20 protein-coding genes are annotated in these 24,580 nt (G+C 68.4%); 7 read left to right on the forward strand and 13 right to left on the reverse strand.

Annotated features, from left to right (window positions below; all coding sequences use genetic code 11):
- Window positions 1-7 precede the first annotated feature (7 nt).
- From IGS55_RS14205 to gshA, 5 genes are all read right to left on the reverse strand, one after another.
- The gene (locus IGS55_RS14205) at window positions 8-817 is read right to left on the reverse strand and encodes an HvfC/BufC N-terminal domain-containing protein (RefSeq protein WP_230516194.1); all 810 of its coding nucleotides are present in this window, start codon (window positions 815-817) and stop codon (window positions 8-10) included.
- The gene (gene bufB / locus IGS55_RS14210; protein ID WP_230516195.1) at window positions 807-1,667 is read right to left on the reverse strand and encodes an MNIO family bufferin maturase; all 861 of its coding nucleotides are present in this window, start codon (window positions 1,665-1,667) and stop codon (window positions 807-809) included. Before bufB ends, IGS55_RS14205 begins: the two co-directional genes overlap by 11 nt.
- A complete protein-coding gene (gene bufA1 / locus IGS55_RS14215; RefSeq protein ID WP_230516196.1) occupies window positions 1,667-3,178 on the reverse strand; it encodes a BufA1 family periplasmic bufferin-type metallophore in 1,512 nt (503 codons plus the stop codon). The genes bufB and bufA1 overlap by 1 nt, the downstream gene beginning before the upstream one ends.
- A gap of 84 nt (window positions 3,179-3,262) precedes the next feature.
- Window positions 3,263-3,658, reverse strand: a complete 396-nt coding sequence (gene gloA, locus IGS55_RS14220) for a lactoylglutathione lyase (protein ID WP_128142729.1) — start codon at window positions 3,656-3,658, stop codon at window positions 3,263-3,265.
- A gap of 34 nt (window positions 3,659-3,692) precedes the next feature.
- The gene (gshA, locus tag IGS55_RS14225; protein WP_230516197.1) at window positions 3,693-5,324 is read right to left on the reverse strand and encodes a glutamate--cysteine ligase; all 1,632 of its coding nucleotides are present in this window, start codon (window positions 5,322-5,324) and stop codon (window positions 3,693-3,695) included.
- A 427-nt stretch (window positions 5,325-5,751) separates the two neighbouring features.
- Here gshA and IGS55_RS14230 point away from each other — a divergent pair, with 427 nt between their 5' ends.
- From IGS55_RS14230 to IGS55_RS14240, 3 genes are all read left to right on the forward strand, one after another.
- Complete coding sequence (locus IGS55_RS14230; RefSeq protein ID WP_230516406.1) at window positions 5,752-9,285, forward strand: indolepyruvate ferredoxin oxidoreductase family protein; 3,534 nt, start codon at window positions 5,752-5,754, stop codon at window positions 9,283-9,285.
- Between the two features lie 76 nt (window positions 9,286-9,361).
- Window positions 9,362-10,756 (forward strand): SLC13 family permease, encoded by a 1,395-nt coding sequence (locus IGS55_RS14235; protein ID WP_230516407.1) that lies wholly within the window; start codon window positions 9,362-9,364, stop codon window positions 10,754-10,756.
- 242 nt (window positions 10,757-10,998) lie between these two features.
- On the forward strand, window positions 10,999-11,886 hold the full coding sequence (locus IGS55_RS14240; protein WP_128142727.1) for a LysR family transcriptional regulator: 888 nt from the start codon (window positions 10,999-11,001) through the stop codon (window positions 11,884-11,886).
- A 25-nt stretch (window positions 11,887-11,911) separates the two neighbouring features.
- On the opposite strand, the gene IGS55_RS14245 is transcribed toward IGS55_RS14240, so the two are convergent.
- From IGS55_RS14245 to IGS55_RS14280, 8 genes are all read right to left on the reverse strand, one after another.
- Window positions 11,912-13,057 carry an acyl-CoA dehydrogenase family protein gene (locus IGS55_RS14245; protein ID WP_230516198.1) on the reverse strand — a complete coding sequence of 382 codons (1,146 nt, stop codon included), beginning with the start codon at window positions 13,055-13,057 and terminating at the stop codon, window positions 11,912-11,914.
- Between the two features lie 66 nt (window positions 13,058-13,123).
- Entirely contained in the window at window positions 13,124-13,816 is a 693-nt protein-coding gene (locus IGS55_RS14250) for a glutathione S-transferase family protein (protein ID WP_230516199.1), read from the reverse strand.
- A gap of 27 nt (window positions 13,817-13,843) precedes the next feature.
- A complete protein-coding gene (locus tag IGS55_RS14255) occupies window positions 13,844-14,452 on the reverse strand; it encodes a flavoprotein (protein ID WP_128142725.1) in 609 nt (202 codons plus the stop codon).
- 36 nt (window positions 14,453-14,488) lie between these two features.
- The gene (locus IGS55_RS14260; RefSeq protein ID WP_230516200.1) at window positions 14,489-15,709 is read right to left on the reverse strand and encodes a MalY/PatB family protein; all 1,221 of its coding nucleotides are present in this window, start codon (window positions 15,707-15,709) and stop codon (window positions 14,489-14,491) included.
- Complete coding sequence (locus IGS55_RS14265; protein ID WP_128142724.1) at window positions 15,706-16,428, reverse strand: glutamine amidotransferase; 723 nt, start codon at window positions 16,426-16,428, stop codon at window positions 15,706-15,708. The genes IGS55_RS14260 and IGS55_RS14265 overlap by 4 nt, the downstream gene beginning before the upstream one ends.
- Window positions 16,421-17,128 carry a peptidoglycan DD-metalloendopeptidase family protein gene (locus IGS55_RS14270; RefSeq protein ID WP_230516201.1) on the reverse strand — a complete coding sequence of 236 codons (708 nt, stop codon included), beginning with the start codon at window positions 17,126-17,128 and terminating at the stop codon, window positions 16,421-16,423. The genes IGS55_RS14265 and IGS55_RS14270 overlap by 8 nt, the downstream gene beginning before the upstream one ends.
- Window positions 17,125-17,682: a hypothetical protein gene (locus tag IGS55_RS14275; protein WP_230516202.1), complete on the reverse strand. Its 558-nt coding sequence runs from the start codon at window positions 17,680-17,682 to the stop codon at window positions 17,125-17,127. The genes IGS55_RS14270 and IGS55_RS14275 overlap by 4 nt, the downstream gene beginning before the upstream one ends.
- Window position 17,683: 1 nt before the next feature.
- The gene (locus IGS55_RS14280; RefSeq protein ID WP_034783925.1) at window positions 17,684-18,100 is read right to left on the reverse strand and encodes an acyl-CoA thioesterase; all 417 of its coding nucleotides are present in this window, start codon (window positions 18,098-18,100) and stop codon (window positions 17,684-17,686) included.
- A gap of 273 nt (window positions 18,101-18,373) precedes the next feature.
- Here IGS55_RS14280 and gshB point away from each other — a divergent pair, with 273 nt between their 5' ends.
- From gshB to IGS55_RS14300, 4 genes are all read left to right on the forward strand, one after another.
- Window positions 18,374-19,342: a glutathione synthase gene (gene gshB / locus IGS55_RS14285; RefSeq protein ID WP_230516203.1), complete on the forward strand. Its 969-nt coding sequence runs from the start codon at window positions 18,374-18,376 to the stop codon at window positions 19,340-19,342.
- The gene (gene paaZ / locus IGS55_RS14290; protein WP_230516204.1) at window positions 19,339-21,393 is read left to right on the forward strand and encodes a phenylacetic acid degradation bifunctional protein PaaZ; all 2,055 of its coding nucleotides are present in this window, start codon (window positions 19,339-19,341) and stop codon (window positions 21,391-21,393) included. Before gshB ends, paaZ begins: the two co-directional genes overlap by 4 nt.
- A 245-nt stretch (window positions 21,394-21,638) precedes the next feature.
- Window positions 21,639-23,672 (forward strand): TonB-dependent receptor domain-containing protein, encoded by a 2,034-nt coding sequence (locus IGS55_RS14295; protein ID WP_230516205.1) that lies wholly within the window; start codon window positions 21,639-21,641, stop codon window positions 23,670-23,672.
- 43 nt (window positions 23,673-23,715) lie between these two features.
- Window positions 23,716-24,480: an SAM-dependent methyltransferase gene (locus tag IGS55_RS14300; protein WP_230516206.1), complete on the forward strand. Its 765-nt coding sequence runs from the start codon at window positions 23,716-23,718 to the stop codon at window positions 24,478-24,480.
- Window positions 24,481-24,580 lie beyond the last annotated feature (100 nt).

Raw genomic sequence — 24,580 nt, forward strand, 5'->3', positions numbered from 1 at the left:
CTTCAGTTCAGCACGCGCGGCCGCTCTCAGGCACCTGTACCAGCACGCCATCGGCCAGCCAGCGCAGCAGCAAGGGGGCCGGCGCGAATGGCGCGGCAGCCTTCTCCAGCAAGTGCGCCTGCTGCGCCGCCGCCAGCGCAGCGCCCAGAGTGGCCCCGCCAGCCAGCACGTCCAGCGCCCCGGCTTCCACCGCGTCAATCTCGCGCACGCACGGCGTCCAGCCATGGCGGTACACGAGCGCCAGCGTGTCGCCCACGGGGTCGGCCGGCATGGCGTACCGCGCCGCGGCGTCGTGCGCCAGCCAGATCGCCGCCGCGCGCCAGGGCGAGCGGTACAGCACGGCCGCCGGATGCAGGGCCAGCCGCCAGGCATCGACCTGGCCCGCCCCGGCCGTCTGCACGTCGCGCAAGGTCAGCGCAACGGCATCTGGCGCGCCATGGGCCTGGTGCAGCAGCCATTCCAGGCGCGCCACGTCGGTAAAATAGCCATGCGCGGCGGCCGGCGGCAAGGTCGCAAGAAACACGGGCAGGCTGGCGCCGAAACGCGCCAGGTCCGCGCTGCGCGACGGATGCGCATCGCCGTAGGCATGCGCCATGGCGAGGAACCAGGACGCGCCGCCCAGCGCGCGCAGCACGGGATACACGAGTTCCAGCGAGCGCGTGTGATGCTGGCGCAGCGCCTGGCCGTAACGCGCCAGGGCGCTGGCCCCGCGCGCATCAACGCCCAGCCACGGCGCCAGCGCGGCCGCATCGGGCGTGCGCGCGCCGATCTGCGCGCCGAACGCGGCCTGCAGGCGCGCCAGTTCCTCAAGCGTCATCGCATGCCGCCAGTGCCGCCGGCGCAAGCGCTTCGCCGGCCAGCGCCCGCGCACGGGCCACTTCGTCGAGCAAGGCGGCCAGCGGCGGCAGATTGGTATCCCATTCGACCAGGGTGGGCAGCGGGCCGTAGCGGCGCAAGGCGGCGCGGTACAGTTCCCATACGGGGCCCGCGACGGGCGCGCCATGGTGGTCGACCAGCAGGCCGCCATCTTCGCAGTGGCCGGCCAGGTGCAGTTCGCCGACCAGGCCCGGCGCCAGCGACGCCATTGCGGCCAGCGCATCCTCGCCGTGGTTGCATTGATTGACATACAGGTTGTTGATGTCCAGCAGCACGCCACAACCGGTGCGGCGCGCCACGCAGGCGAGGAACTCCGTCTCGCCCCAGCTGTCGCCGGGAAAGCGCAAATAGGTGGAGACGTTCTCCAGCAGGATCGGGCGGCGCAGCACTTCCTGCACCAGGTTCACGCGCTGGCAGACCAGTTCCAGGCTGGCGCCGTTCAGCGGCAGCGGCAGCAAGTCGTTGAGCACGGCGTCGCCGGTGGCGCCCCAGCACAGGTGTTCGGACACCAGCATCGGCTCGATGCGCGCGGCCAGGCGGGCGATGCGCTCCACGTGGCCGCGCGAAAAGCCGTGCACGGACCCGAGGCCCATGCCGACGCCATGCAGCGAGACGGGATAGTCGGCGCGCAAGGTCTCCAGCACATGCAGGTCCCAGCCGCCTTCGGCCAGGTAGTTCTCGCTGTGGACCTCGAGCCAGTCCACGGGCTGGCGCCGCGCCAGCATGTCGCGGTAATGCGCGCCGCGCAGGCCAATGCCCACCAGGGGCGCGGCCCTCGCCTCCTCGCGCATCAGGGCAAGCCGCGCGCGCCCGCCGGCGCCGCGCCGGCCTTGGCCGCCGTGCCGGGCGCCGCATCGAGCTCGCGCACCACGCGCAGGCCGATCCAGCCGCGCCGCCCTTCCGCGCCCAGGCCCAGGCGGGTGGCCGCGCGCACGAAGTTCGGCGTGTCGGTCCAGGAGGCGCCGCGCGCCACGCGCTTCTTGCAGCCCGCTTCCTCCCACACGCGGCCATCCTTCGGCGCACCCTCGTAATCGCTGTGCCAGCAATCGGCCGTCCACTGCCACACATTGCCCAGCACGTCGTACAGCCCTGCCGGATTCGGCGCGTAGCTGCCGACCGGCGCCGTCGTGGGCCAGTTGCCCGAACCGGAAACGACGCCGCCGCAATGCTTCTGCTGCGGGCAGTCGTCGGGGCCGTACTTGGCGTCGCCGCGCGTGATGTCTTCGCCCCACCAGCGCGCCGTGACGGTGCCGGCGCGCGCCGCGTATTCCCACTCGGCCTCGGTGGGCAAGCGGTAACGCGCGCCGCTCTTCTTCGACAGCCAGCGCAGATAGCTTTGCGCATCGTTCCAGCTGACGTTGACGGCCGGGCGCGTGCCGCGTCCCCAGCCTTCGTCCGACGGCCGGTAGCCGTCGCAGCCGCCGTCCTGCACGCAGGCGTCGAACTGCGCGAACGTCAGACTGAAGCGGCCGATGGCAAACGGCTGCAGGATCTCGACCGGGTGCTGGCCCTCATTGCCGAAGCGCCCGCTCTCGCCGGGCGGCGATCCCATGAGGAAGCGCCCGGCCGGCAGCGGCACCATCTCCGGGCACGCGCCGTCGCAATCGCTGAAGGACTTGCCGGCGACCACGGGGGTGGTCAGGGCGGGATCGACGGCGTCAAGCTTTTGCCGGGACAAATAGGCGGACAGGTTGGCGATATCGCCGTCCGTCAGGGGCGCGACGGCCGTGTTCATCAGGGGACTGACGCGCGCATGCGAGCGGAAGGCGCGCAGCTGGCTGTCCAGGTAGGCCAGGTTCTGCCCGGCCAGCTTCGGATAATCGGCGACGGCGGCATTGCCCTTCGGGCCATGGCAAGCGACGCACGCCGGCAGCGCGCGCGCCGCGTCGCCCTCGTGGTACAGCGCCTCGCCTGCGGCCACATCGGCCGGCGGTCCCGTCCTGGCGGGCGCCGCGCCCGGGCAGGCCAGCGGCGCCGCTTCCACCTTGCCGCCCAGCGCCGTGCACGTGCCGGCGGGGACGGTCATCCATTCGCCAGGATCGCGGTCGACGGTCGCCATGCCCGAGCACAAATGGAAGCAGGTGGTATTGGCGCATTCATTCTGGCCGGCCTTCGCCACGCCATAGCAGATTTCGCTCTTGGCGGCGGCCTTTTTCTCCGGCGCCTGGGCCGGCGCGGGCACCGCCACGGCCAGGGCGCAGGCCGCGGCCACGGCCGCCTGCACCAGCGCCCGCCGGTTCTGCGGCTGCGGCGCTGGCGCTGGCTGCGTCGCGGCCTCGTTTGTCGTTGTTACTTGCACCATGCGGTGGCTTCCTTTTCAAAAATGCCGGCAGGCGCCGCCGTCGGCGCGCCTGCCATGCCGTGTCAGTCGTTGCAAATCGATGGATCAGTCATAGTGCGCGCTCGCTTCGATCAGCTCGATGCGGTAGCCGTCGGGATCCTGCACGAAGGCGATGACATTGCTGCCGTGCTTCATCGGCCCCGCCTCGCGCGTGACGGTGCCGCCATGCGCGCGCACTTTGGCGCAGACGCTGGCCGCGTCGTCGACCGCCAGGGCCAGGTAGCCGTAGGCGTCGCCGTGGGTATAGGCTTGCCGGTCCCAGTTATGCGTCAGCTCGATGGCGGCATGCTCGGGCGCCTCGCCATAGGCGACAATAGCGCGCGTAAAGCGCGCGTCCGGATAATCGTGGCGCCGCTGCAGGGTCATGCCCAGGGCGTCACGGTAAAAATGCAGGGCGGCGTCCAGGTCGGCGACGCGCAGCATGGCGTGCAATATGCGCATGGTGTGATGGCTCGGATCAGGTTGAAATAAGGCTTCAGGCGACGCGCTGCTGCGCCAGCACAGCTTCCATGGCCGGTTCGTCCGGCACGGGCAGGTAGCGGGCGCCGGCCTGGTAGCGCTGGACGAACTGGCCGAAGTCGCCGCTGTCGGCCCGTTCCACCCTGTCCTGCTCGGCCAGCGAGGCATCGGCCTGCGCCGTGAAGCGCGCCAGCGCCGCCGGCGCCAGGGGACGGCCGCGAAAATGCGCCGCGTGCGCCGCGCTCTGGCGCAGGGCGAACGCGTCGAAACTGCCCTGCTCGGCGCGGATCGCCGCCAGCACGCGGGCCGAGGGCGTGAGCGCCACGTCCGCCAGCTTGGCGCGCTGCGCCGCCAGCGCCGTGGCGCAATCGGCGCCGCCGCGCGCCTGGTCCAGCAGCGCGGCCATGGGGGCGATGCGCTCGAGCAGTTCGCCGGCCCAGGCCTGCAGGGTGATATGTTCGCCGTGGCGTTCCAGCAGCAGTCCCGGACGGCGCCCTTCCTTGACGGTGCGGGCGAAATTCTCGGTGTTCTCGCGGCTTTCCGCATTGCCGGTGAGCGGGCTGTCCTGCAGCGCGCAAAACAGCAGAAAGGCGTCGAGGAAGTGACAGGCCGGCGCGCCGATGCCCAGCGGCTCGAACGGGTCGACATCGAGGCAGCGCACTTCCACGTACTGCACGCCGCGCTGGGCCAGCGCATGCAGCGGGCGCTCGCCGCTGTGCGCCACGCGCTTGGGCCGGATCGCCGAGTAGTACTCGTTCTCGATCTGCAGGCGGTTGGTATTGATCTGCACCCACTGCCCCTCGCGCCGCGTGCCCAGCTCGACATACGGCAGGTAGGGATGGTTCATCGCCGCCGCCAGGCTGGTGATATAGCTGTCGAGCGTGTTGTAGTCGGGGGTCAGGCCGGCCTGGGCATCGTTCTGGTAGCCCATGTCGCTCATGCGCAGGCTGGTGGCGTACGGCAGGTACACGGTATCGGCCGACAGCTGCTCCAGCGGGAAGTCGCCGCGTCCCGGGAAATGCGCCGACAGCGCTGGCGCGGCGCCGAACAGATACATCAGCAGCCAGCCGTAGCGGCGGAAGTTGCGGATCAGCGCGACATAGCTTTCCGACTGAAACTGCATCGCCGTGCTGCCATCGCCCTCGTCCGCGCGCAAGCGCTCCCACAATGCGGGCGGCAGCGAGTAGTTGTAGTGGATGCCGGCGATGCACTGCATGCTCTTGCCGTAGCGCAGCGCCAGGCCGCGCCGGTAGACATGCTTGAGCATGCCGATGTGCGAGCTGCCGTACCAGGCGATCGGGATGTCGGGGTCGGCGGGCAGCCGGCACGGCATCGAGTGGCTCCACAGCATTTCGTCGCCCAGTCCGCTGAAGACGAAACGGTGCAAGGCGTCGTAGCCATCGAGCATGGCGGCCGTGTCCTGCTCGGGCGGCGTGATCAGCTCGATCAGCGCCTCCGCATAGTCGGTAGTGATGGTGGGATGGGTCAGGGCCGCGCCCAGCGCCAGCGGATGCGCCGTGGCGGCCAAGTGGCCACGGCCGTCCACGCGCAGCGCTTCGCGTTCGATGCCGCGCAATCCCTGGGCCAGCAGCGCACGTCCGTCCGCGCCTGCCAGCAGCGCCATGCGGCGCGTCAATAATGAACTCATAGCTGTGCTGCCTTTACAAAAAAACATCGTTCGGCTTTCCATCTCGACGCCGACGATAAGCCCCAAGCCCCGGACCACACAACTCGCAAATCCTGAGTGCGGGGATCAGGAACGCTGATGCCAGGGGCAAGGCGTTTGCATTTCCGGGGCCTGCGCCCGGCACCGGCGTTCGCATCAGCGTTAGTGAGTGCTGCACTCAGGATTTGCGAATTGCGCCGTGCCGTCCTGGCCCTTATCTTGATAAACGAATATCAATAGACGGAAAAGTTTGGTTGCGCCGGCATTGCAGCGCCAGCGCCCCCTCTTCCGTATCCGGCGCGCCGACACGGCCGCGTGCTCAAGACGCATGCATGCGTGCATGCGGCATGCAAGCCAACAAGCAAGCCGACAAGGCGATGGGAGAACACTGGTGAAAGTGATGGACAAGATGGTCGCGGCCGACCCTGGCGTGGTACGCCTGAGCACTTACGCGCTGGAAGACAACCTGCGGGCACGCGAAGGCAGCGTTTTTCTGACCGGTACCCAGGCCCTGGTGCGCCTGCCGCTGATGCAGCGCTGGCTGGACCGCGAGCGGGGCTTGAACACGGCCGGCTTCATCAGCGGCTACCGGGGTTCGCCGCTGGGCGGCTACGACCAGGCCCTGTGGCGCGCGCGCCCCATGCTGGAAGCGCAGCAGATCCGCTTCCTGCCCGCCATCAACGAGGAACTGGCCGCCACCGCCGTGCTGGGCAGCCAGCAGGTCGAGACCGACCCGCAGCGCACGGCCGATGGCGTGTTTGCGCTGTGGTACGGCAAGGGTCCGGGCGTGGACCGGGCCGGCGATGCGCTCAAGCATGGCAATGTGTACGGTTCCTCGCCGCACGGCGGCGTGCTGGTGGTGGCTGGCGACGACCACGGCTGCGTCTCGTCATCGATGCCGCACCAGAGCGATTTCGCCATGCAGGCGTGGAGCATGCCCATCGTGAATCCGGCCAACATCGCCGAATACCTGGAATTTGGCTTGTACGGCTGGGCGCTGTCGCGCTTTTCCGGCATGTGGGTGGGCTTCAAGGCCATTTCCGAAACGGTGGAAAGCGGCGCCACGGTCGACCTGGACGCCCTGCACACGCGCTTCGACCAGCCGGCCGACTACAGCGCGCCGGCCAGCGGCCTGCATTACCGCTGGCCCGACCTGCCCGGCCTGCCCATCGAGACGCGCCACGCGCACAAGCTGGCCGCCGTGCACGCGTTCGCGCGCGCCAACAGCATCGACCGCCTGCTGTGCCCCAGCCCGCAAGCCGATATCGGCATCGTCACCTGCGGCAAGGCGCACCTCGACGTGCTCGAAGTACTGCGCCGCCTGGGCCTCAGTCTCGATGTGCTGGAGCGCGCCGGCGTGCGCCTGTACAAGGTGGGCCTGAGCTTTCCGCTGGAAGCGCAGCGCCTGGCGCAGTTCAAGGCGGGCTTGCGGGAAATCCTCGTCATCGAGGAAAAGGGGCCGCTGGTGGAGCAGCAGATCCGCACCCTGTTCTACAACCTGCCGGACAGCGCCCGCCCGCTGGTGCTGGGCAAGCTCGATGCGGGCGGCGCGCCGCTGCTGCCGGCGCAGGGCGAGCTGCGCCCTTCGCGCATCGCCGGCGTGCTGGCGCACTGGCTGGCGCGGCACAAGCCGGCGCTCGACCGCCGCGCCCTGCTGCCCGGCTTCGCGCCCGCCGCGCTGCTGGCCAACGCGGCCGACGGCGTGCGGCGCCTGCCCTATTTCTGTTCCGGCTGTCCGCACAACAGTTCGACCAAGGTGCCGCAGGGTTCGCGCGCGCAAGCGGGCATCGGCTGCCATTTCATGGCCTCGTGGATGGACCGCGATACCACGGGCCTGATACAGATGGGCGGCGAAGGCGTCGACTGGGTGGCCCACTCCATGTTCAGCGCCACCCCGCACGTGTTCCAGAACCTGGGCGACGGCACGTATTTCCACTCGGGCTTCCTGGCCATCCGCCAGGCCATCGCCGGGCGCGCCAACATCACCTACAAGATTCTGTACAACGACGCGGTGGCCATGACGGGCGGCCAGCCCATCGACGGCAGCCTGACCGTCGACGCCATCGCCTGGCAAGTGCATGCCGAAGGCGCCAAGGCCATCGCCGTGGTCAGCGACGCGCCGGAAAAATACGCGGGCCTGCACGGCCGCTTCCCGCCGCCCGCCACCTTCCATGGGCGCGAGGAACTCGACCAGGTGCAGCGCCGCCTGCGCGACGTCAAGGGCGTCACCGTGCTGATTTACGACCAGACCTGCGCGGCCGAATTGCGCCGGCGCCGCAAGAAAAAGGAATTGGCCGATCCGCCGCGCCGCATGGTCATCAACAGCGCCGTGTGCGAAGGCTGCGGCGATTGCGGCGTGCAGTCGAACTGCCTGTCCATCGTGCCGCTGGAGACAAGCTACGGCCGCAAGCGCGCCATCGACCAGTCGTCGTGCAACAAGGATTATTCCTGCGCCAACGGCTTTTGCCCCAGTTTCGTCTCCGTGCGCGGCGGCGCCTTGCGCAAGGCGGCCGACGCCGCCATCGACCCGCAAGCCCTGCGCCGCGCGGCGGCCGCCCTGCCCCTGCCCGCGCCGCATGGCTGGCACGGCCCGTTCAACCTGCTGGTGACGGGCGTGGGCGGCACGGGCGTGGTGACGGTGGGCGCACTCGTTTCCATGGCCGCGCACCTCGAGGGCAAGCAGGCGTCGGTGCTCGACTTCATGGGCTTTGCGCAAAAAGGCGGCGCCGTGCTGTCCTTCGTGCGCCTGGCCCTGGCCGGCCAGGATCTGCACCAGGCGCGCATCGACGTCGGCCAGACCGATGCCATGCTGGCCTGCGACATGGTGGTCGGCGCCAGCGCCGACGCGCTGCAGACACTGCGCCACGGCCACACGCGCGTGGTCGCCAACACGCATCAGTTTCCCACCGCCGCCATGGTGCGCGATCCGGACGCGCCGCAGCATGCGGGCGCCCTGATGGACAAGCTGCGCCACGCCGTCGGCACGGAACACATCGCCGAATGCAACGGCCAGGTGCTGGCGCGCCAGTTGATGGGCGACACCATCATGGCCAATATACTGCTGATGGGCTTTGCCTGGCAGCGCGGCCTGATCCCCGTCGGGCTGGCGGCGCTGGAACGGGCCATCGAATTGAATGGCGTCGCCGCCGACGCCAACAAGGCCGCCTTTGCCGCCGGCCGCCTGGCCGCCTGCGGCGCGCCCCTGCTGCAAAACGTGGCCGCGGGGCCGGTGGCGGAAGACGCCAGCCTGGGCGCGCTGGTGGAGCAGCGCAGCGCCATGCTGGCGCGCTACCAGAACGCGACGCTGGCGGAACGCTTCCAGGCGTTTGTCGCACGCGTGCGCGAGCGCGAAAGCGCCGTCTTCGGCGCCGATGCGCCGCCCGTGCTGACCCTGGCCGTGGCGCGCGGCTACAGCAAGCTGCTGGCCTACAAGGATGAATACGAGGTGGCGCGGCTGTTCTCGGACGGCCAGTTCCAGCGCGAGCTGCAACAGCAGTTCGAAGGCGACGTGACGCTCACCTTCCACATGGCGCCACCGCTGCTGGGCAAGCGCAAGCGCGCCTTCGGTCCGTGGATGGGCAAGCTGCTGGCCTTGCTGGCCAGGGCCAGGGGACTGCGCGGCACGCGGTGCGACGTGTTTGGCTACAGCGCGGAACGGCGTCGCGAGCGCCAGCTGATCGCCGACTACACGGCGCGCCTCGACGCCCTGCTGCCGCGCCTGAGCGCCGGGAACCTCGCGTCCATCGTGGCGCTGGCCGAACTGCCGCAGGCCATCCGCGGCTACGGCCATGTGAAGCTGGCCAGCATCGACGCGGCCGAACTGCGCGCGCAGGCGCTGCTGGCCACGCTGGAACAGCCGGCCGCCGCTGGCACGGCTGTTCCAAGCGCCGCGCCGCCCGCCCAGCCGCCTTTCCGCACCATCGCCATCCGGCGCTACCAGTAACCATGTTCTGTATCGACCACCACACGGCGCGGCGCCTTGCCGCGCCGGCGCGCCCAGGAGTGCTGCCTTGAAGTCCGTGTCCCTCGCCCTTCCCCTGCCCGCTGCGCGCCTGCGCGCGCTGGCCGCCATCGCCGCGCTGACCTTCGCCAGCGGCCTGGCCGCTTCGCTCTACCTGCCGGCCGCGATGGCCGGCGTGGTGGCGCTGCTGGTCTTTTGCATCGGCATGTGGGCCACGGCCCTGGTGCCCGAATACTGGCCGGCCCTGGCCTTTTTCCTGGTGGCGATGCTGTGCAAGATGGCGCCCGCGCAAACCGTGTTCTCGGGCCTGCAGTCGACCACCTTCTGGCTGCTGTTCAGCGGCGCCGTGATGGGCGCGGCCATCGGCCACACGGGCCTGGGCAAGCGCGCTGCGGCCATCCTGTCGCGCATGCTGGGCCGGCGCTACGCGGGCGTCATCGCCGGCATCGTGCTGTTCAGCGTGGCGCTGGCCTTCGTCATGCCGTCGGGCATGGGCCGCGTGGTGCTGCTCATTCCCATCACCATGGCCGTGGCCGAGCATATCGGCTATGGCGCGGGCCACAACGGCCGCACGGGCATGCTGATGGCGGCCAGCTTTTCCAGCTTCCTGCCGACCTTCGCCATCCTGCCGTCGAACGCGCCGAACATGATCCTGTCCGGCATGGCGGACAATTTGTACGGCGTGCAGATTTCGTATGTCAATTATCTGCTGCTGCATTTTCCCGTGCTGGGCATCCTCAAGTCCGTCCTGCTGGTGCTGCTGATCCTGTGGATGTTTCCCGCCGCCGATCCCGTGCGCGCGGCCGCGCCGGCGCAGCGGCAAGGCCCGATGTCGGCGCAGGAGACGGGCCTGGCCGTGGTGCTGGGCGTCTGCCTGGCCCTGTGGATGACGGACGGCCTGCACCATGTGTCGCCGGCCTGGGTCGGCCTGGCCGCCGCCCTGGTCTGCCTGTGGCCGGCCGCCGACCTGACGTCGAAAAAATGCCTGAACCAGGAAATCAACTATGGCTCGCTGCTGTTCGTGGCCGGCGTGATGGGCCTGGGCGCGGTGATTTCGGAAAGCGGCCTGGGCGAAGCCGTGGTGCACGGCCTGAGCCGGCATGCGCGCTTTGCCGCCGACACGCCTCTGTGGAACGCGGCCGTGCTGACCCTGATCTCGACGGTGGTGTCCTTGGTGACCAACCTGGCCGGCGTGCCGGCGACGATGACGCCGCTGGCGCAGGACCTGGCGGCCGTCACGGGCCTGCCGCTGATGACGGTGCTGATGACGCAGGTGCTGGCGTTTTCCAATGTCTGCCTGCCCTACCAGGCGCCGCCCCTGATTTTCGCCATGCAGGCGGCCAGCCTGCCGGTGGCGGCCGTCACGCGGCTATGTCTGAGCCTGTTCGTGCTCAGCCTGCTGATACTCACGCCGCTGGACTTCGTCTGGTGGCACGTGCTGGGCCTGCTGTAGCGCCCCGGCACGGTGAGTGACGTGCGCGGACTTTCTCACGAAAAGTAACAATTTACGGTGTTTCAAGGGCCGCCGCACACGTCGGCGGCGACAGGGAGAAGGAAAAAGTCACAAATAATTACCCATTTTATAGGCATTGTTAATGCCGTACTCTTAATAAAATCACATATAATGCATAGTTGAAAAACAAATAAGAGTATCTGAAATTCCACCCATCTTTTAACTTAATGGACCCGCCCCTCATGGAAATCCATCACCTGAAAACCTTCGCCACGGTGGCGCGCGAGGGCAGCATTACGCGCGCATCCGAACGGCTCTTCCTGAGCCAGCCCGCAGTCAGTGCCCATGTCAAGGCGATGGAGGATTATCTCGGCCTGACCCTGTTTGAACGCACGGCGCGCGGCATGAGCCTGACCAGCAGCGGCCAGCGCATCCTGGCCAAGGCCGAACGCACGCTCAACATCCACCGCGAACTGCTCGACGAAGCCAACCACATCAAGGGCCGCCTGGCCGGCAAGCTGCGCATCGGCGTCGGCGGCCAGTCCAACAACGAAGCCATCGGGCGGCTGGTGCGGCGCTTTTCCGAGCACCATCCGGAAGTCGAAGTGTCGCTGGAACACGGCAGTTCCACCGGCACCCTGAACGGCATCCGCAGCGGCACGCTCGACGCGGGTTTCTACAACGAGGCGCGCACGCCCGACGACGACCTGGCGACGATCGAAGTGGCGTGCTTCCCCGTCTACGTGGCGGCGCCCGCCGGCATGCTCGATATCACCGAGCCGCTCGACTGGAACGCGCTGGCCGAGCTGCCGTGGATCTTCGCGCCATCGAGCCTGTGCTGCGGCGGGGCCGCCGAGCACCTGTTCAAGACGCGCAATTTCCGTCCGCGCCGCATCATCAGCATCGACCGCGAAAGCGTCACCCGCTCGATGCTGGCCGAGCGCCTCGGCGTCGGCCTGCTGCATGGCGACACGGCGCTGGAAGCCCAGCGCCTCGGTGAAATCGACATCCTGTGCGTGGCGCAGTCCTCCGTGCGCAATCTGTTCGCGCACCTCGCTTCGCGCGCCAGAGAGCCGATGTTCGAGGCGATCAATGATGCGCTGAGCGAATCGGGCATATTGGCGGCTTGAACCGCCAATATGCGGTGCGAGTGCTTCAGCCAGCGCGGGAACCCTGGCCAGCCAGGCGCTGCATCTGATTGAAGATATTTTTGCGGTGCATTTCTTCGGTGCCGCCCACGCTGGCGAAAGCCAGGGCATTTTTCATCAGCTCGGCCACGCGGCCGTTGTGGTAGCCAAGGCTGCCGTACAGCTTGACCAGGCTGGTGGCGCTGTTGATCAGGTCTTCGGACCCCACCAGCTTGGCGATGGAACAGCTCATCAACCCTTCCCGCTGGCCTGCCAGCAATTGCGACAGCGCGCCAAACGCCAGCCATCGCGAACGTTCCATGCCGATGCGGATATCGACCAGGCGCCGCTGCACGTACTGGTGGTTGTCGATGCTGCTATTGAAGCTGCTGCGGCTGGCCGCGTAGCGCATCGCCTCGTCCAGGTAGGGCGCGATCAGGTTGGCCGCCGCCAGGCCGTAATACAGGCGTCCCAGCGAGATGGTGTCGATCAAGGTGCCCAGGCCGCGCCCGGGCGCGCCCAGCAGCTGCGACGGGCGCACGGCGACATCGTCGAAATGCAGGGCGCCGGTGGGCAGGTTGCGGTTGCCCAGCTTGTCGTCCACCAGGCCGGCGCGCAGGCCCGGCGTGCCGCGGTCGATCAGCGCCAGCGCGATGTTGTGCTCTTCCTTGTCCGCCAGGCGGCAGACGATCAGGGCGAAATCCATGATGGGCGCGTGCGCGATATTGTATTTTCCCCCATTGAGCACATAGCCGTCGGCCGTGGGGCGCAAGGTGCTCTGGATGCTGCGCACGTCCGTGCCCGTGCCCGGCTCGGCGATGCCGGTGGCGCTGACGTCGCCGCGCAGGATCGCGCCGAAATAGCGGTCGCGCTGCGCTTCCGTGCCGTGCCGCTCCAGGCCCCGCACCATGCCGGCCTGGGCGATGACAGACAGCAGCAGCTCCGGCGCGCCGATGGTGGACGACAGGCCGTCGAGGGCGGCGGTAAAACCCCACCAGTCGCCCGCCGCGTGATCGCTGCCGGGCACGATCATGCGCCACAGGCCGGCGTCGCGCAGGCGCTGCCAGCCGTCAAAATCGAATCCTTCGGCGCGCGCGGCGGCGCCGGCGGCAATGTCGCTGCCGATGCCGGCATAGCGCTGGCGTATCTCGCCCTGTTGCGGTGTAAACATCATGGTTAGCCTTGTTGGTCAATGAAAGGAAAAGGGCCGCGCGGGCGGCCCTGGCGGATGCGCCGGCCGTCAGTCCGACAGGACGACGGAGCGGCCGATGGCGCCGTGCAGGTCGAGGCAGCGCTCGAACCAGGTGCTGACGGGATCGTCGATCGGCAGCAGCGGCGCCGGCACGGTGATGCGCGCCCACTGCAGCACGCCGAACAGGATGTAGTCGGCAAACAGGGGCTGCGCGCCGCCCAGCCACGGCTGTTTCGCCAGCACGCTGCGCAGCGGCGCGAATTTTTCCGGCAGGGCCGCCAGTTCGATGTGGCGTGTGGCCGACGCCTCTTCCAGGGTCTTGCCGAAGCGCTTCTCGCGCGCCGCGCGGAAATACGCCTGGTCCGCCGGCGACATCAGCGCATGCATGTCCATGGCGGCGATGGCCGAGACGGGCGGATGGATGACCGTCTGGCTGAAGCTTTCGACGAAGCGGGCCATGGCCTGGCCGCCCGGGCCGCCGAACAGGCTGGGCCGGTCCGGATAGGCGCGTTCCAGGTGCACGGCGATTTCAAAGCTGTCGCCCTCGATATGGCCGTTGTCGTTCAGCACCGGCACGCTCTTGTAGCTGCCGTCCTCGATGCCGGCGATCTCGGCGAAGGACACGGGCCGCACCTCGGCCTGCAGTTCCTTGTGCTTGAGTGCCATGATGATCTTCCACACATGGGGCGAATAATGGCGGCGCCGGTCGGCGGCGCACAGGCTGTACAGGATGATGGACATGCGGTTCTCTCTGGTTGGCGTGGAAGGTCAGGCCGCGGCGCCGGTCAGCGCCAGGCGCTGCACGCCGCTGGCGGGGAAGCGTTCGCGCAGCAGCGCCAGCACCTGCTCGGGACTCGGCAGCGAGTGGTGGCCGTGCATGCGCTCGAGCAGCGGATCGAAATGGTCGCGCCAGACGGGGTCGATGATGATGTAGCCATCCTCGCGCAGCTGCGCCAGGTTGCGCTGCACGGCCGGCTTGGCCAGCATCGGCCCGCCCATCACGGGGAACAGCAGCACGGGAAAGGTGGCGGCCAGGATCACGGTGGTCAGGCGGTTGCCGGAAAAGCCGTTCGCCACGGCCGCCAGGGTATTCGCGGTGGCGGGCAGCACCAGCAGCAAATCATGCTCGGCGGCCAGGCGGCCCGGTTTGTCCGTCGGCCAATCCTGCGGCCGCTCGCCGCTGATGACGCGGTCGACGTACAGCGCGATCGATTCCGGCTTGAGGAAGTTGGTGGCGTTCGGCGTCATCAGCACGCTCAGCTCGCAATCGAGGTGGTCCTTGATGATGCGCAGGTAGTTCGGCAGCAGGGTCGAATCGAGCGATCCCGTGACGCCGATGAGGATGCGCGGCTTGTGTTTGTTGATGGACGTTTCCATGGTGTCATATCCAGGTAGTGGCACGGGTGTGCCGGGTTAAGTGTGGGCAGGCGGACGGCGGCGCTGGTGCGCGCGCACCGCCATGACCATGCGGTCGAGGATCTCGGCCAGCAGCGGCTGCGACGTGGCGAAATTGAGGCGCGCGCAGTGCGGCGCGCGCGCATCGAAGACTTCGCCCGGGCTGAGCGCCACCTTCGCATGCTGGAGGAAGAAGTCCGCCGCCGGCTGGTCCAGCTCCAGCGCCGCGCAATCGAGCCACAGCAGGTACGTCCCCTGCGGTACGTGGAAGCGGATGGCCGGCAGCTCGCGGCGCAGGATTTCGGCCGCGTAGTCGCGCATGGCCAGCAGGTGCGCCAGCACGGCGTCGAGCCAGGGCTGCCCCTCGTTCCAGGCCGCCACGGTGGCGTCGACGCCCAGGTTGTTGACGGCGCCCGTCAGGCGCGCCGGCAGGCGCGCGTGGAAGCGCCGCTGCAGCTCCGGCGTGCCGAAATGCGCGACGGCGCAGCGCAGGCCGGCGATATTGAAACTCTTGGTGGCGGAGTTCAGGGTCACGGTGCGCGCGGCCGCCGCGTCGGACAGCGAGGCGAATGGCAAGTGCCGCGCGCCCGGGTAGACCAGGTCCGCGTGGATTTCGTCGGATACCACGATCAAGGCATGGCGCTCGGCAAAGGCCAGCACGCTGTCCAGTTCCGCGCGGCTGAGCACGCGCCCCGTCGGATTGTGAGGATTGCACAGGATCAGCACGCGCGTACGGGCATCGACAGCGTGCGCCAGGCGCTCCAGATCGAGCTGGTAGCCGTCGGCGCCGGCGCGCATTTCCAGCGGGATCAGGCGCCGGCCCGTGCCCTCGACCGCTTCGCGGAACGGCGCATAGTGCGGCACTTGCACGACCACGCCGTCGCCCGGGTCGGTAAACGCCATGACGGCGGCAAACGTCGCCTGCACCAGGTCGGGCAGGACCAGCACCAGGTCGGCCTCGGCCTGCCAGCCGTACAGGCGGCGCATGCGCGCGGCGAACGCGTGCGCCACGGCGCGGTCGGCCTTGCGTCCGTCGCGCAAGGGATAAGTGAAATCGACGCGCTGCAGCACCTGCGCCAGCGCCGCCTGCACGGCGGGCGCGGTGCCCAGGTCCATGTCGGCCACGCAGGCGGCAAGCACGCCGGGCTGGTACTGGCGCCACTTGAAACTCTGGCGCGCCAGCAGCTGGTCCAGACTCAGGGCCAGGCCGTCCTGCAGGGTAGCGGGCTGGCGGCTCATGCTTCGGTAAACACGCGGTTCAGGAAGCCGTTGAACCATGCCCGCAGCGCCTTGTCGTGCAACACGCGTCCCTGCAGGTGCTGGTCGCCCTGCTGCGCGTTCGGCAGGTGGAAGCGGTGCGCGCCCTTCACGGCCCAGCGCCGCTGCATGGCCAGGGTCAGCTCGGGATGGTACTGGATGCCCCAGGCTTTCTCGCCGTAGCGGAAGGCCTGGTTGCGGTAGGCGTCGCCCTCGGCCAGCAGGATGGCGCCCTTGGGCAGCTCGAAACCCTCCATATGGAAGTGGTACACCATATCCGGCCACTTGGGCATGATGCGCTGGCCTTCGGCCGTCGGTTTCAGCGGATACCAGCCGATCTCCGTGACGTCGCCCTCGGCCGCCGTCACCTTGCAGCCGAGATTCTTGGCCAGCATCTGCGCGCCCAGGCAGATGCCCAGGTACGGCCGGTTTTCCGCCAGCGGCACGGACAGCCACTCGATCTCGCGGCGGATGTGCGCGTCGCTGTCGTTCGCGCTCATCGGGCCGCCGAACGAGATCACGCCCGCGTGGCCATCGAGGGTGTCGGGCAGCGGATCGCCGCACACGGGGCGGCGGATATCGAGTTCAAAGCCCTTGTCGCGCAGCAGCTTGCCGGCGCGGCCCGGGGTCGACGCCTCCTGGCGCAAGATCGCCAGGATCGGCCGCTTGCGCCCGCGCCGGCCTTGCATCGTTTCACTCATGCTGCTCTCCTTGTATCTTGTTGCGCTGGATGTAGGACTCGACCAGGCTGGCATACGGCGGCACGAAGGTCACCAGGGTCTGCTGACCCACCCTGATGGTGTCCTTGACGTCGAAATGCAGGTGGATAGGCAGCTTGTCGATCCAGTTGTTCGAGATCCTGCCGATGCGCGCGCCGCGCGCCACCGGCTGCAGTTCGCGCACGGCCAGGTCGCTGGTATTGAGGTGCACATAGCGGTACAGGGTGCCGGCGGCCGTCTGCAGGGTCACGCTGAAACGCGCGATCTGCACGATGACGCCATCGTCGGCCGCTACGGCCCAGTGAAAGTTGGCGCGGCAGGTGGCAGGGCGCAGATCCTGTCCCTGGTGTCCGCCGGACAGGCAGAATGGCAGGTTGTCCTTGCGCAGCTCGCAAAAATTGTCGCGCCACGGATAGGCATAGTTGCTGTCGTCGCAGGAGTCGCCTGCCTTGCCGCGCTGGCCGCCCACGCCATAGAAATGCGAACTGGCGTAGGCCGCGCCCTTCTCGATGGGAAAGCGCATGTCCGGATACAGCACGGCCGTGCTGGCCACGCCGCTGCCGCTGCCGGGCAGCAGCGCGCCGGGCGGCAGGAAACGCTCATCGTTGCCGGCCAGCGCCGGCAGCGCCAGCGCACCGAGCACGCCGGCCAGCACGCCATTCAATACGGTCATCTTCATCATGGTTTTTCTCCCGCCACGAGCAGCAGCGCACGCGCCGTGTCGGCCAGATATTGCGGATCGGTGCAGCGCTTGTCCTTGAGCGGCTCGTCACAGCTCATGCGCAGCGTGTAGGCGGCGCCAAAGCGCGTAAAACTGTAGTCGGCGCCGTCGCCTATCGATTCGAAGGCGCCGCCCGCATGTTCGAGCTTCAGGTCACTTGGCGCGACAAGGTGCGTGGCGCTGCCGAACAGCCCCAGCTTCGCACCGGCCGGCGCATACAGGGCCGCATAGGCCGTGCCCTGGCCATGGAAACGCGGCGCGCCCCAATCGCCTTCGGCCGGCAGCAGCAGTACCGGGATGTTGACCTGCGCCAGCCCGGCGGGCGCCGTGGCGCGCAGCGGGCGCAGCACCGCGTCGGCCTGCGCCGCGCCGGCGCGCGCCTGGCTGGCCGCGGCCCAGTCGATCGGCGTCAGCACGCGCTGCACCGGTTCACCGGCGCTGGCGGCCACGGACGCCGCAGCGCCCGCGAGCAGGCCCAGCGCGCCAAGCGCTTGCAGGAATGCCAGGCGCGCCATCTTAGAGGCTGCCCTGGTAGGCCAGCACGGTCTGCTTGAACGACTCGGGCACGGGCTGCGTGGCCTGCTTTTCATAGTCGTACATGACGTGCACGGAAATGGCCTTGGCCATCACCACGCCCTGCTCGTCGCCGATGTGCATGATGTGTTCCATTTCAAAGCTCTTGCCGCCGAACTTGGAGACATGGCTGAGCACCAGCACCTTGTCGCCGTACTTGGCCTGGGCGATGTATTCGCACGCGGTTTTCACCATGATGTGCGGCAGCTTTTCGCTCTTCGGAATTTCCAGGATGCGGTGCATGTATTCGAGGTAGGCCGTCTGCATGTACTCGTAGTACACGGGGCTGCTGACGTGGCCCATCGAGTCGGTGTCGCGGTAACGGATGTCGAGATTGGTCTTGAAAGAGCGGCGCATCATTGTGTCCTCAGGTGGCGGTTATATCCGGTCGGGCCGGCTTGGGTAGTGACATTTCGCCAATGATGCTAAGACCGATAGCGGGTACCTCACAAGACGCAATATCTGAGGGCCGACGTCCAAATATCTGAGGAGCCGAATGGCGCCCGTTGCGCTACCATCGCTGCAGAAATATTCCAGCAACAAGGACCCGGCGCATGGCGCCACGGCTGCCGCGCACACCGGCGCGGCCCACCGGTTTCCGCTACCCCACCCTATTGAATGAAAGGCGCATCGATGAAAATCGCGATCCTGGCTGACCGCCTCGAGCTGTTGAACATCAAGAAAGATTCGACCTACGCGATGATGCAGGAAGCGGCCGCGCGCGGCCACGCACTGCACGTGTTCGAACAGCAGCATCTGCATTGCGAAGGCGGCGTGGTCAGCGCCCATGCCGCGCGCGTGCAGCTGGTCGACGACGCCGGCGCGTGGTTCCACCGCGAGGCGGCGGCGACGCTGCCGCTGGCGCAGTTCGACGCCGTCCTGGTGCGCAAGGATCCGCCGTTCGACATGGAGTACCTGTACAGCACCCACCTGCTGGACATGGCGCAGCGCCAGGGTGCGCGCGTCTTCAACCGGCCATCGGCCGTGCGCAACCACAACGAGAAACTGGCGATCCTGGAATTTGCGCCGTTCTGCGCGCCGACCCTCGTCAGCCGCGAGCCGTCGCGCCTGCGCGCCTTCCACGCCGAGCACGGCGACGTGATCTTCAAGCCGCTCGACGGCATGGGCGGCGCCGGCATCTTCCGCGTGCGCGAGGACGGCATGAACCTGGGCGCCACCGTCGAAATGCTGACGCGCGACGGCGCCGTCACCATCATGGCGCAACGCTACATTCCCGCCATCAGCGAAGGCGACAAGCGCATCCTGCTGATCGGCGGCAAGCCGGTGCCGCATGCGCTGGCGCGCATACCGCAGGCGGGCGAAGTACGCGGCAACCTGGCCGCCGGCGGGCGCGGCGAAGCGCGCTTGCTGACGGCGCGCGACCGCGAAATCGCCGAGACCCTGGCGCCCGTGCTGGCGGCGCGCGGCCTGCTGCTGGTCGGGCTGGACGTGATCGGCGCCCATCTGACCGAAATCAATGTCACCAGTCCAACCTGCTTCCGCGAAATCATGCAGCAGACGGGTTTCGACGTGGCGGGCATGTTCATCGATGCGCTGGAAACGGCGGCATCGCTCACGCACTCGAACGAGGAACAAGCATGAACAAGGTAAGCACACTGCAAAGCTGGATAGGCGGACGCTGGATGGGCAGCGAAGCGGGCCTGTCGCTGCACAGCGCCATCGACAATTCGCTGATCTACCACACGCATGCCGAGGCGGTCGACGCGCAGCAGGCGCTCGACTATGCGCGCCGCACCGGCGTGCCGGCCCTGATGGCGCTCGACTTCCAGCAGCGGGCGGCGTGCCTGCGGGCGCTGGCGTCGCACATCCAGCGGCATCGCGAGGAGCTGTACACGATCGCCTACCTGAGCGGCGCCACGCGCGCCGACAGCAAGCAGGATATCTGCGCCGGCATCGGCGTGCTCAATTCCTACGCCGGCATCGCGGCCAGCGGCCTGCCTTCGGGCAATGTGCTGCACGAAGCGCCCGCCATGTCGCTGTGCCGGCGCGGCGGCGCGGCCGGCACGCACATCATGGTGCCGCGCGGCGGCGTGGCCCTGCACATCAACCCGTTCAACCTGCCCGTCTGGTCGCTGCTGGAAAAATTCGCCGCCAGCTTCCTGGCCGCCATGCCCTGCATCGTCAAGCCGGCCACCTGCACCAGCTATTTGGCCGAAGCGCTGGTGCGCCTGATCGACGCGTCAGGCGTGCTGCCGAAAGGCGCGCTACAGCTGGCCCTCGGCCCGGCCGACGCCTTGCTGGCACGGCTGCAGGACAACGATGCCGTCAGCTTCACGGGTTCGGACGCCACCGCCACGACCTTGCGCAACCACCCTAACCTGCTGGCGCGCTCGGTGCAGGTCAGCCTGGGCGCGGCGTCGCTGAACTGCGCCATCCTGGGACCGGACGTGCGCAGCGGCGAGCCGGAATTCGAGCTGCTGGCCGACGCCATCGTGCGTTCGATGACGGTCAAGGCGGGCCAGGACGGCGCCGCCATCCGCCGCGTGATGGTGCCGCACGGGCAGATCGAAGCGCTGACGGCGCGCCTGCGCGAACGCCTGGCGGCCGTGGTGATCGGCGACCCGGCCCAGGCCGGCGTGCAAATGGGACCGCTGGCATCGCAGGCACAGCGCCGCGAACTGGGCGCCCGCGTGCGCGCCCTGGCCGAGGAAAGCGACATCGTCTGCGGCCAGGTGGACGGCTACGCGCCGGCGGGAGACGGCGTGCGCGATGGCGCCTTTGCCGCGCCCACCCTGCTGCTGTGCCGCGGCGGCGCGCGCGGCGACGCCGTGCATGAAATCGAAGCGTTCGGCCCCGTCTGCGCGCTGATGCCGTATGCGGACGTGGACGAAGCGCTGGCGCTGGCCGCGCGCGGCAGGGGCAGCCTTGCCAGCACCCTGGCCACGCGCGATCCGAAGCTGGCCGCGTATGCCGTGCCGCGCCTGGCCGCCTCGCACGGGCGCGTGCTGGTGCTGGAACGCGAAGTGGCGGCGGCGGGCACGGACGTGCTGGCGTCGGCGCACCTGAAATACGGCGGCCCTGGCCGCGCCGGCTGCGGCGAGCAGCTGGGCGGCCTGCGCGCCATCTCGCAATACCTGCAACGCTCGGCGCTGCAAGGCTCGCCCACCATGCTGACGGCCGTGACGGGCGAATACGTGCGCGGCGCCGCCGTGCGCGAAAGCGTGCAGCATCCGTTCCGCAAGCATTTCGACGAGCTGGAAGTGGGCGAATCGCTGCTGACGCACCGGCGCACCATCTGCGAAGCGGACATCGTCGCCTTCGGCGGCATCTCGGGCGATTATTTCTACATGCATTTCGACGAGATCGCCGCGCGCGATTCGCAGTTCGGCCGGCGCATCGCGCACGGCTATTTCGTGCTGGCGGCCGCCGCCGGCCTGTTCGTGTCGCCGGCACCGGGCCCCGTGCTGGCCAACTACGGGCTCGACGATCTGCGCTTCGTCGCGCCCGTCGGCATCGGCGACACCATCCGCGCACGCCTGACGTGCAAGCGCAAGGTCGACCGCCAGCGGCGCGACGACAAGGGCGTCGGCCAGGGCGTGGTGTCGTGGGACGTGCAGGTCACCAACCAGAACGATGAACTGGTGGCCAGCTACGACATCCTGACCCTGGTGGCCAAGCGCGCAGGGCTGTGAGACGCAGTCCTCAGCTTTCCTGATGGCGCGGCTCAAGAAATACAAATAGCCAAGGTTGCCCGCCTCTTCCAGAATGGCGGCTGACGAGATGAAGCCAACCGGGTATTTCAGGGATCGGGAAGGGCGCGGCGCGCCACTTCCTGTCCCGGGACAGCGCTGCTGTAGCAGATTCGACTGACGCTGCGCAGGCCAGCACCTGCGCCCTCCCTTCCCGTGGCTTCCTTTCTGACAAAGACGACCTTCCCATGCGACATGCCGTTCCCCTTTTCCTGCTTGGCGCCAGCGCGCTGCCCATCGCCCCCCTCTCTTTTGCACAGCAAACGGCGGACACGCCAGCCGAACAGGCGGCGCCGCTGGCGACCCTGCCCGAAGTCAAGCTGATCGGCCAGTCCGCGCCGGACGCGCCCCTGCCCGGCATCACGCGCATTTCCCGCGAGACCCTGCAGCGCCAGCAAGCGATGGACGTGGCCGACGTCTTCGCCAGCGAACCGGCCGTCAGCATCGGCGGCGGCGCCAGCAATGCACAGCGCATCTACCTGCGCGGCGTCGATGGCGCCAACCTGCACATCAGCATCGACGGCGCGCGCCAGGGCCGCAGCCTGCACCAGCACCGGGGCGACCTGGGCGGCATCGATCCCGACCTGCTGAAACAGGTCGATATCCAGCCCGGCCCCAGCGCCGACGCGGGACCGGGCGCGCTGGGCGGCAGCATCCGCTTCAACACCGTCGATGCGCAGGACTTGCTGGCGCCCGGCAAGCGTTCCGGCGCGACCGTGCGCGCGGCGTACGCCAGCGCCGACGAAGCGCGGCGCGGCGCCGTCAGCGCGTACGGCATGCTCGGCGATGCAGTGGGCTTGCTGGCCCACGTGAGCGCCGTCAACCGCGACAACTACCGCATCGGCGGCGGTGGCGACGTGCCCAATTCGGCCGGGCATGACCGCGACTACCTGCTCAAATTGAGCTTGCTGGACCTGGCCGGCCACAGCCTGCGGCTGGGCGCGGCGCGCAACCGCAATGCGGGACTCTACCTGTTCAGCCGGGTCGGCAGCGACAACGGCTATGCGCCCGCGAACGCCGTGCCCACCTCCCAGCGCAGCGAACGCCACACCTATACCCTGGAACACCGCTACCAGCCGGCCGGCAATGCGCTGCTGGACTGGAAATTCAATCTGTACCTGAACAAGAACGCGCTGGAAGACGTGACGCAGGCGCGCGGCGCCAGGACGACGGAACGGGGCGGCAGCGCGCGCAACACGGCGCAGCTGGCCCTGGCCGGCACGCAGCATCGCCTGACGGCCGGCGCCGACTTCATGGACGAGGAAGGCGTCACCGACGGCGTGCTGGGCGCCGCCATCCTGGGGCCGGGCCGCAAATCCACGCAGGCGCGCAACCTGGGCCTCTTCGTGCAGGAGCGCATGCGCTGGCAAGCCCTGCAGCTGTCGCTGGGCGTGCGCCACGATCACTACCATACCGCCTTCGGCCCGCGCACCGTCAAGGGCGGCAAGACGTCGCCGAACGCGGGTGCCGAGCTGGAACTGGGCGGCGGCGTGGGCGCCTTTGCCAGCTATGGCGAAGCCGTGCGCGCCAGCGGCATCATTCCCATCGGCTTTCTCACGAGCCTGGACAAAAAAAGTAATTTCAACAACGGCAAGCCCTTCAAGCCGGAAACCTCCGCCACGCGCGAAGCGGGCCTGCAGTACGAAGGCGCCAATGCGCTGCAGGACGGCGACCACCTGACCGTACGCCTCGGCTACTTCGACACCCGCATTGCCAATCTGATCGAATGGGCCGGCCAGGGCGTCGTGTATCCAGCGTACATCCGCAACATGCCCGAGACCTTGCGCTCCAGGGGCTGGGAATGGAAAGCGCGCTGGCAGCGGGGCGGCTACGGCACCTCCGTCGGCGTGGTGCTGGCCGATACCACGGTGGGCGGCAAGCCCTTGAACCCGGCGCGCCGCGTGGGCACGGCGCTGGGCGACCGCCTGACGTGGGACAGCCAGTGGCAGGTGCTGCCCGGGCTCACGGCCGGCTATACCCTGAACGCCGTGCGGCGCCTGGACGACGTGCCGAAAGCGGCGGTGCGGCGCGCCGGCTACGTGCTGCACGACGTCCAGCTGCAATGGCAGCCGGCCGCGCTGCGCGCGCTGAGCCTGGCGCTGACCGTGCGCAACCTGGGCGACAAGCGCTACACGAGCCACAGTTCGCTCGACGGCGGCACCGGCAATATCCTGCCGGAGCCGGGGCGCGACGTGCGCGTCAGCGCGAATTACCAGTTTTAAGCGATTCCCCCTCCAATCAACCATCCTTGAAGAGAAGAGAACCATGACCTATACCACCCAAGCGGGCACGCACTGCGGCCTGTACCTCGTCAGCGCCGGCATCGGCGACCCTGACAGCATCACCGTCAAGGCGCAGAAAACCCTGCGCGGCGTCGATATCGTGTTCGGCATCCCGCGCCTGCTCGAAGCATTTGCCGAACTGCTCAGCGGCAAGGAACAGCACAAGGCCGGTCACGGCCTGTTCAGTCCCCTGGCCCGGCGCGATACGCCAGAGGACGAAGTCGACGCCATGGAAAAACAGACGCGCGACATCATCCATGCGGCAGCGGCGGCCGGCAAGACCGTCGCGGTGCTCGACTATGGCGACGCCATGATCTTCGGGCCGCAATCGGGCTACCTGAGCGAGTTCAGCGAACTCAATCCCATCGTCATCCCCGGCATCTCCTGCTTCAATGCGGCCAATGCGGCGCTGGCCCGCGATGTCACGGGCGGCAAGCACAGTCGTTCCGTCATCCTCGCCGCCTCGGCCGACACGCGCGACGACTATACGGGCAGTGACACCCTGGACAAACTGGCCGCCACCGGTTCCACCCTGGTCTTCTTTACCATGCGCGCCGACCTGCCCTCGCTGGTCGAACGCCTGGCGCGCCACCTGCCCGGCAGCACGCCGCTGGCCATCGTCGCGCACGCGGGCGCGGACGCGAAACAGGCCGTGCTGCGCGCCACACTAGAGACGGTGCTGGCACGCACGGAGAACGAAAAACCGCCGTTCGAACACCTCGTGTATGTAGGCGATTTCCTGGGCTAAGTAATCCTCAGGAAATTATTGTGCATTTATGACGAACAGAACCGGATGGTATGCAAGGCGCCCGCTGCGACGCAGTGCGAGCACTGCTAGCAGCGGGCAA

The organism is Janthinobacterium sp. EB271-G4-3-2, assembly GCF_020858035.1.
Lineage (GTDB): Bacteria > Pseudomonadota > Gammaproteobacteria > Burkholderiales > Burkholderiaceae_D > Janthinobacterium > Janthinobacterium aestuarii.

Excerpts from the sequence above, each read along its gene's own strand:
- IGS55_RS14205 (WP_230516194.1), bottom strand. The coding sequence starts at position 817 with ATGACGCTTGAGGAACTGGCGCGCCTGCAGGCCGCGTTCGGCGCGCAG.
- bufB (WP_230516195.1), bottom strand. The coding sequence starts at position 1,667 with ATGCGCGAGGAGGCGAGGGCCGCGCCCCTGGTGGGCATTGGCCTGCGC.
- bufA1 (WP_230516196.1), bottom strand. The coding sequence starts at position 3,178 with ATGGTGCAAGTAACAACGACAAACGAGGCCGCGACGCAGCCAGCGCCA.
- gloA (WP_128142729.1), bottom strand. The coding sequence starts at position 3,658 with ATGCGCATATTGCACGCCATGCTGCGCGTCGCCGACCTGGACGCCGCC.
- gshA (WP_230516197.1), bottom strand. The coding sequence starts at position 5,324 with ATGAGTTCATTATTGACGCGCCGCATGGCGCTGCTGGCAGGCGCGGAC.
- IGS55_RS14230 (WP_230516406.1), top strand. The coding sequence starts at position 5,752 with ATGGTCGCGGCCGACCCTGGCGTGGTACGCCTGAGCACTTACGCGCTG.
- IGS55_RS14240 (WP_128142727.1), top strand. The coding sequence starts at position 10,999 with ATGGAAATCCATCACCTGAAAACCTTCGCCACGGTGGCGCGCGAGGGC.
- IGS55_RS14245 (WP_230516198.1), bottom strand. The coding sequence starts at position 13,057 with ATGATGTTTACACCGCAACAGGGCGAGATACGCCAGCGCTATGCCGGC.
- IGS55_RS14250 (WP_230516199.1), bottom strand. The coding sequence starts at position 13,816 with ATGTCCATCATCCTGTACAGCCTGTGCGCCGCCGACCGGCGCCGCCAT.
- IGS55_RS14255 (WP_128142725.1), bottom strand. The coding sequence starts at position 14,452 with ATGGAAACGTCCATCAACAAACACAAGCCGCGCATCCTCATCGGCGTC.
- IGS55_RS14260 (WP_230516200.1), bottom strand. The coding sequence starts at position 15,709 with ATGAGCCGCCAGCCCGCTACCCTGCAGGACGGCCTGGCCCTGAGTCTG.
- IGS55_RS14265 (WP_128142724.1), bottom strand. The coding sequence starts at position 16,428 with ATGAGTGAAACGATGCAAGGCCGGCGCGGGCGCAAGCGGCCGATCCTG.
- IGS55_RS14270 (WP_230516201.1), bottom strand. The coding sequence starts at position 17,128 with ATGATGAAGATGACCGTATTGAATGGCGTGCTGGCCGGCGTGCTCGGT.
- IGS55_RS14275 (WP_230516202.1), bottom strand. The coding sequence starts at position 17,682 with ATGGCGCGCCTGGCATTCCTGCAAGCGCTTGGCGCGCTGGGCCTGCTC.
- IGS55_RS14280 (WP_034783925.1), bottom strand. The coding sequence starts at position 18,100 with ATGATGCGCCGCTCTTTCAAGACCAATCTCGACATCCGTTACCGCGAC.
- gshB (WP_230516203.1), top strand. The coding sequence starts at position 18,374 with ATGAAAATCGCGATCCTGGCTGACCGCCTCGAGCTGTTGAACATCAAG.
- paaZ (WP_230516204.1), top strand. The coding sequence starts at position 19,339 with ATGAACAAGGTAAGCACACTGCAAAGCTGGATAGGCGGACGCTGGATG.
- IGS55_RS14295 (WP_230516205.1), top strand. The coding sequence starts at position 21,639 with ATGCGACATGCCGTTCCCCTTTTCCTGCTTGGCGCCAGCGCGCTGCCC.
- IGS55_RS14300 (WP_230516206.1), top strand. The coding sequence starts at position 23,716 with ATGACCTATACCACCCAAGCGGGCACGCACTGCGGCCTGTACCTCGTC.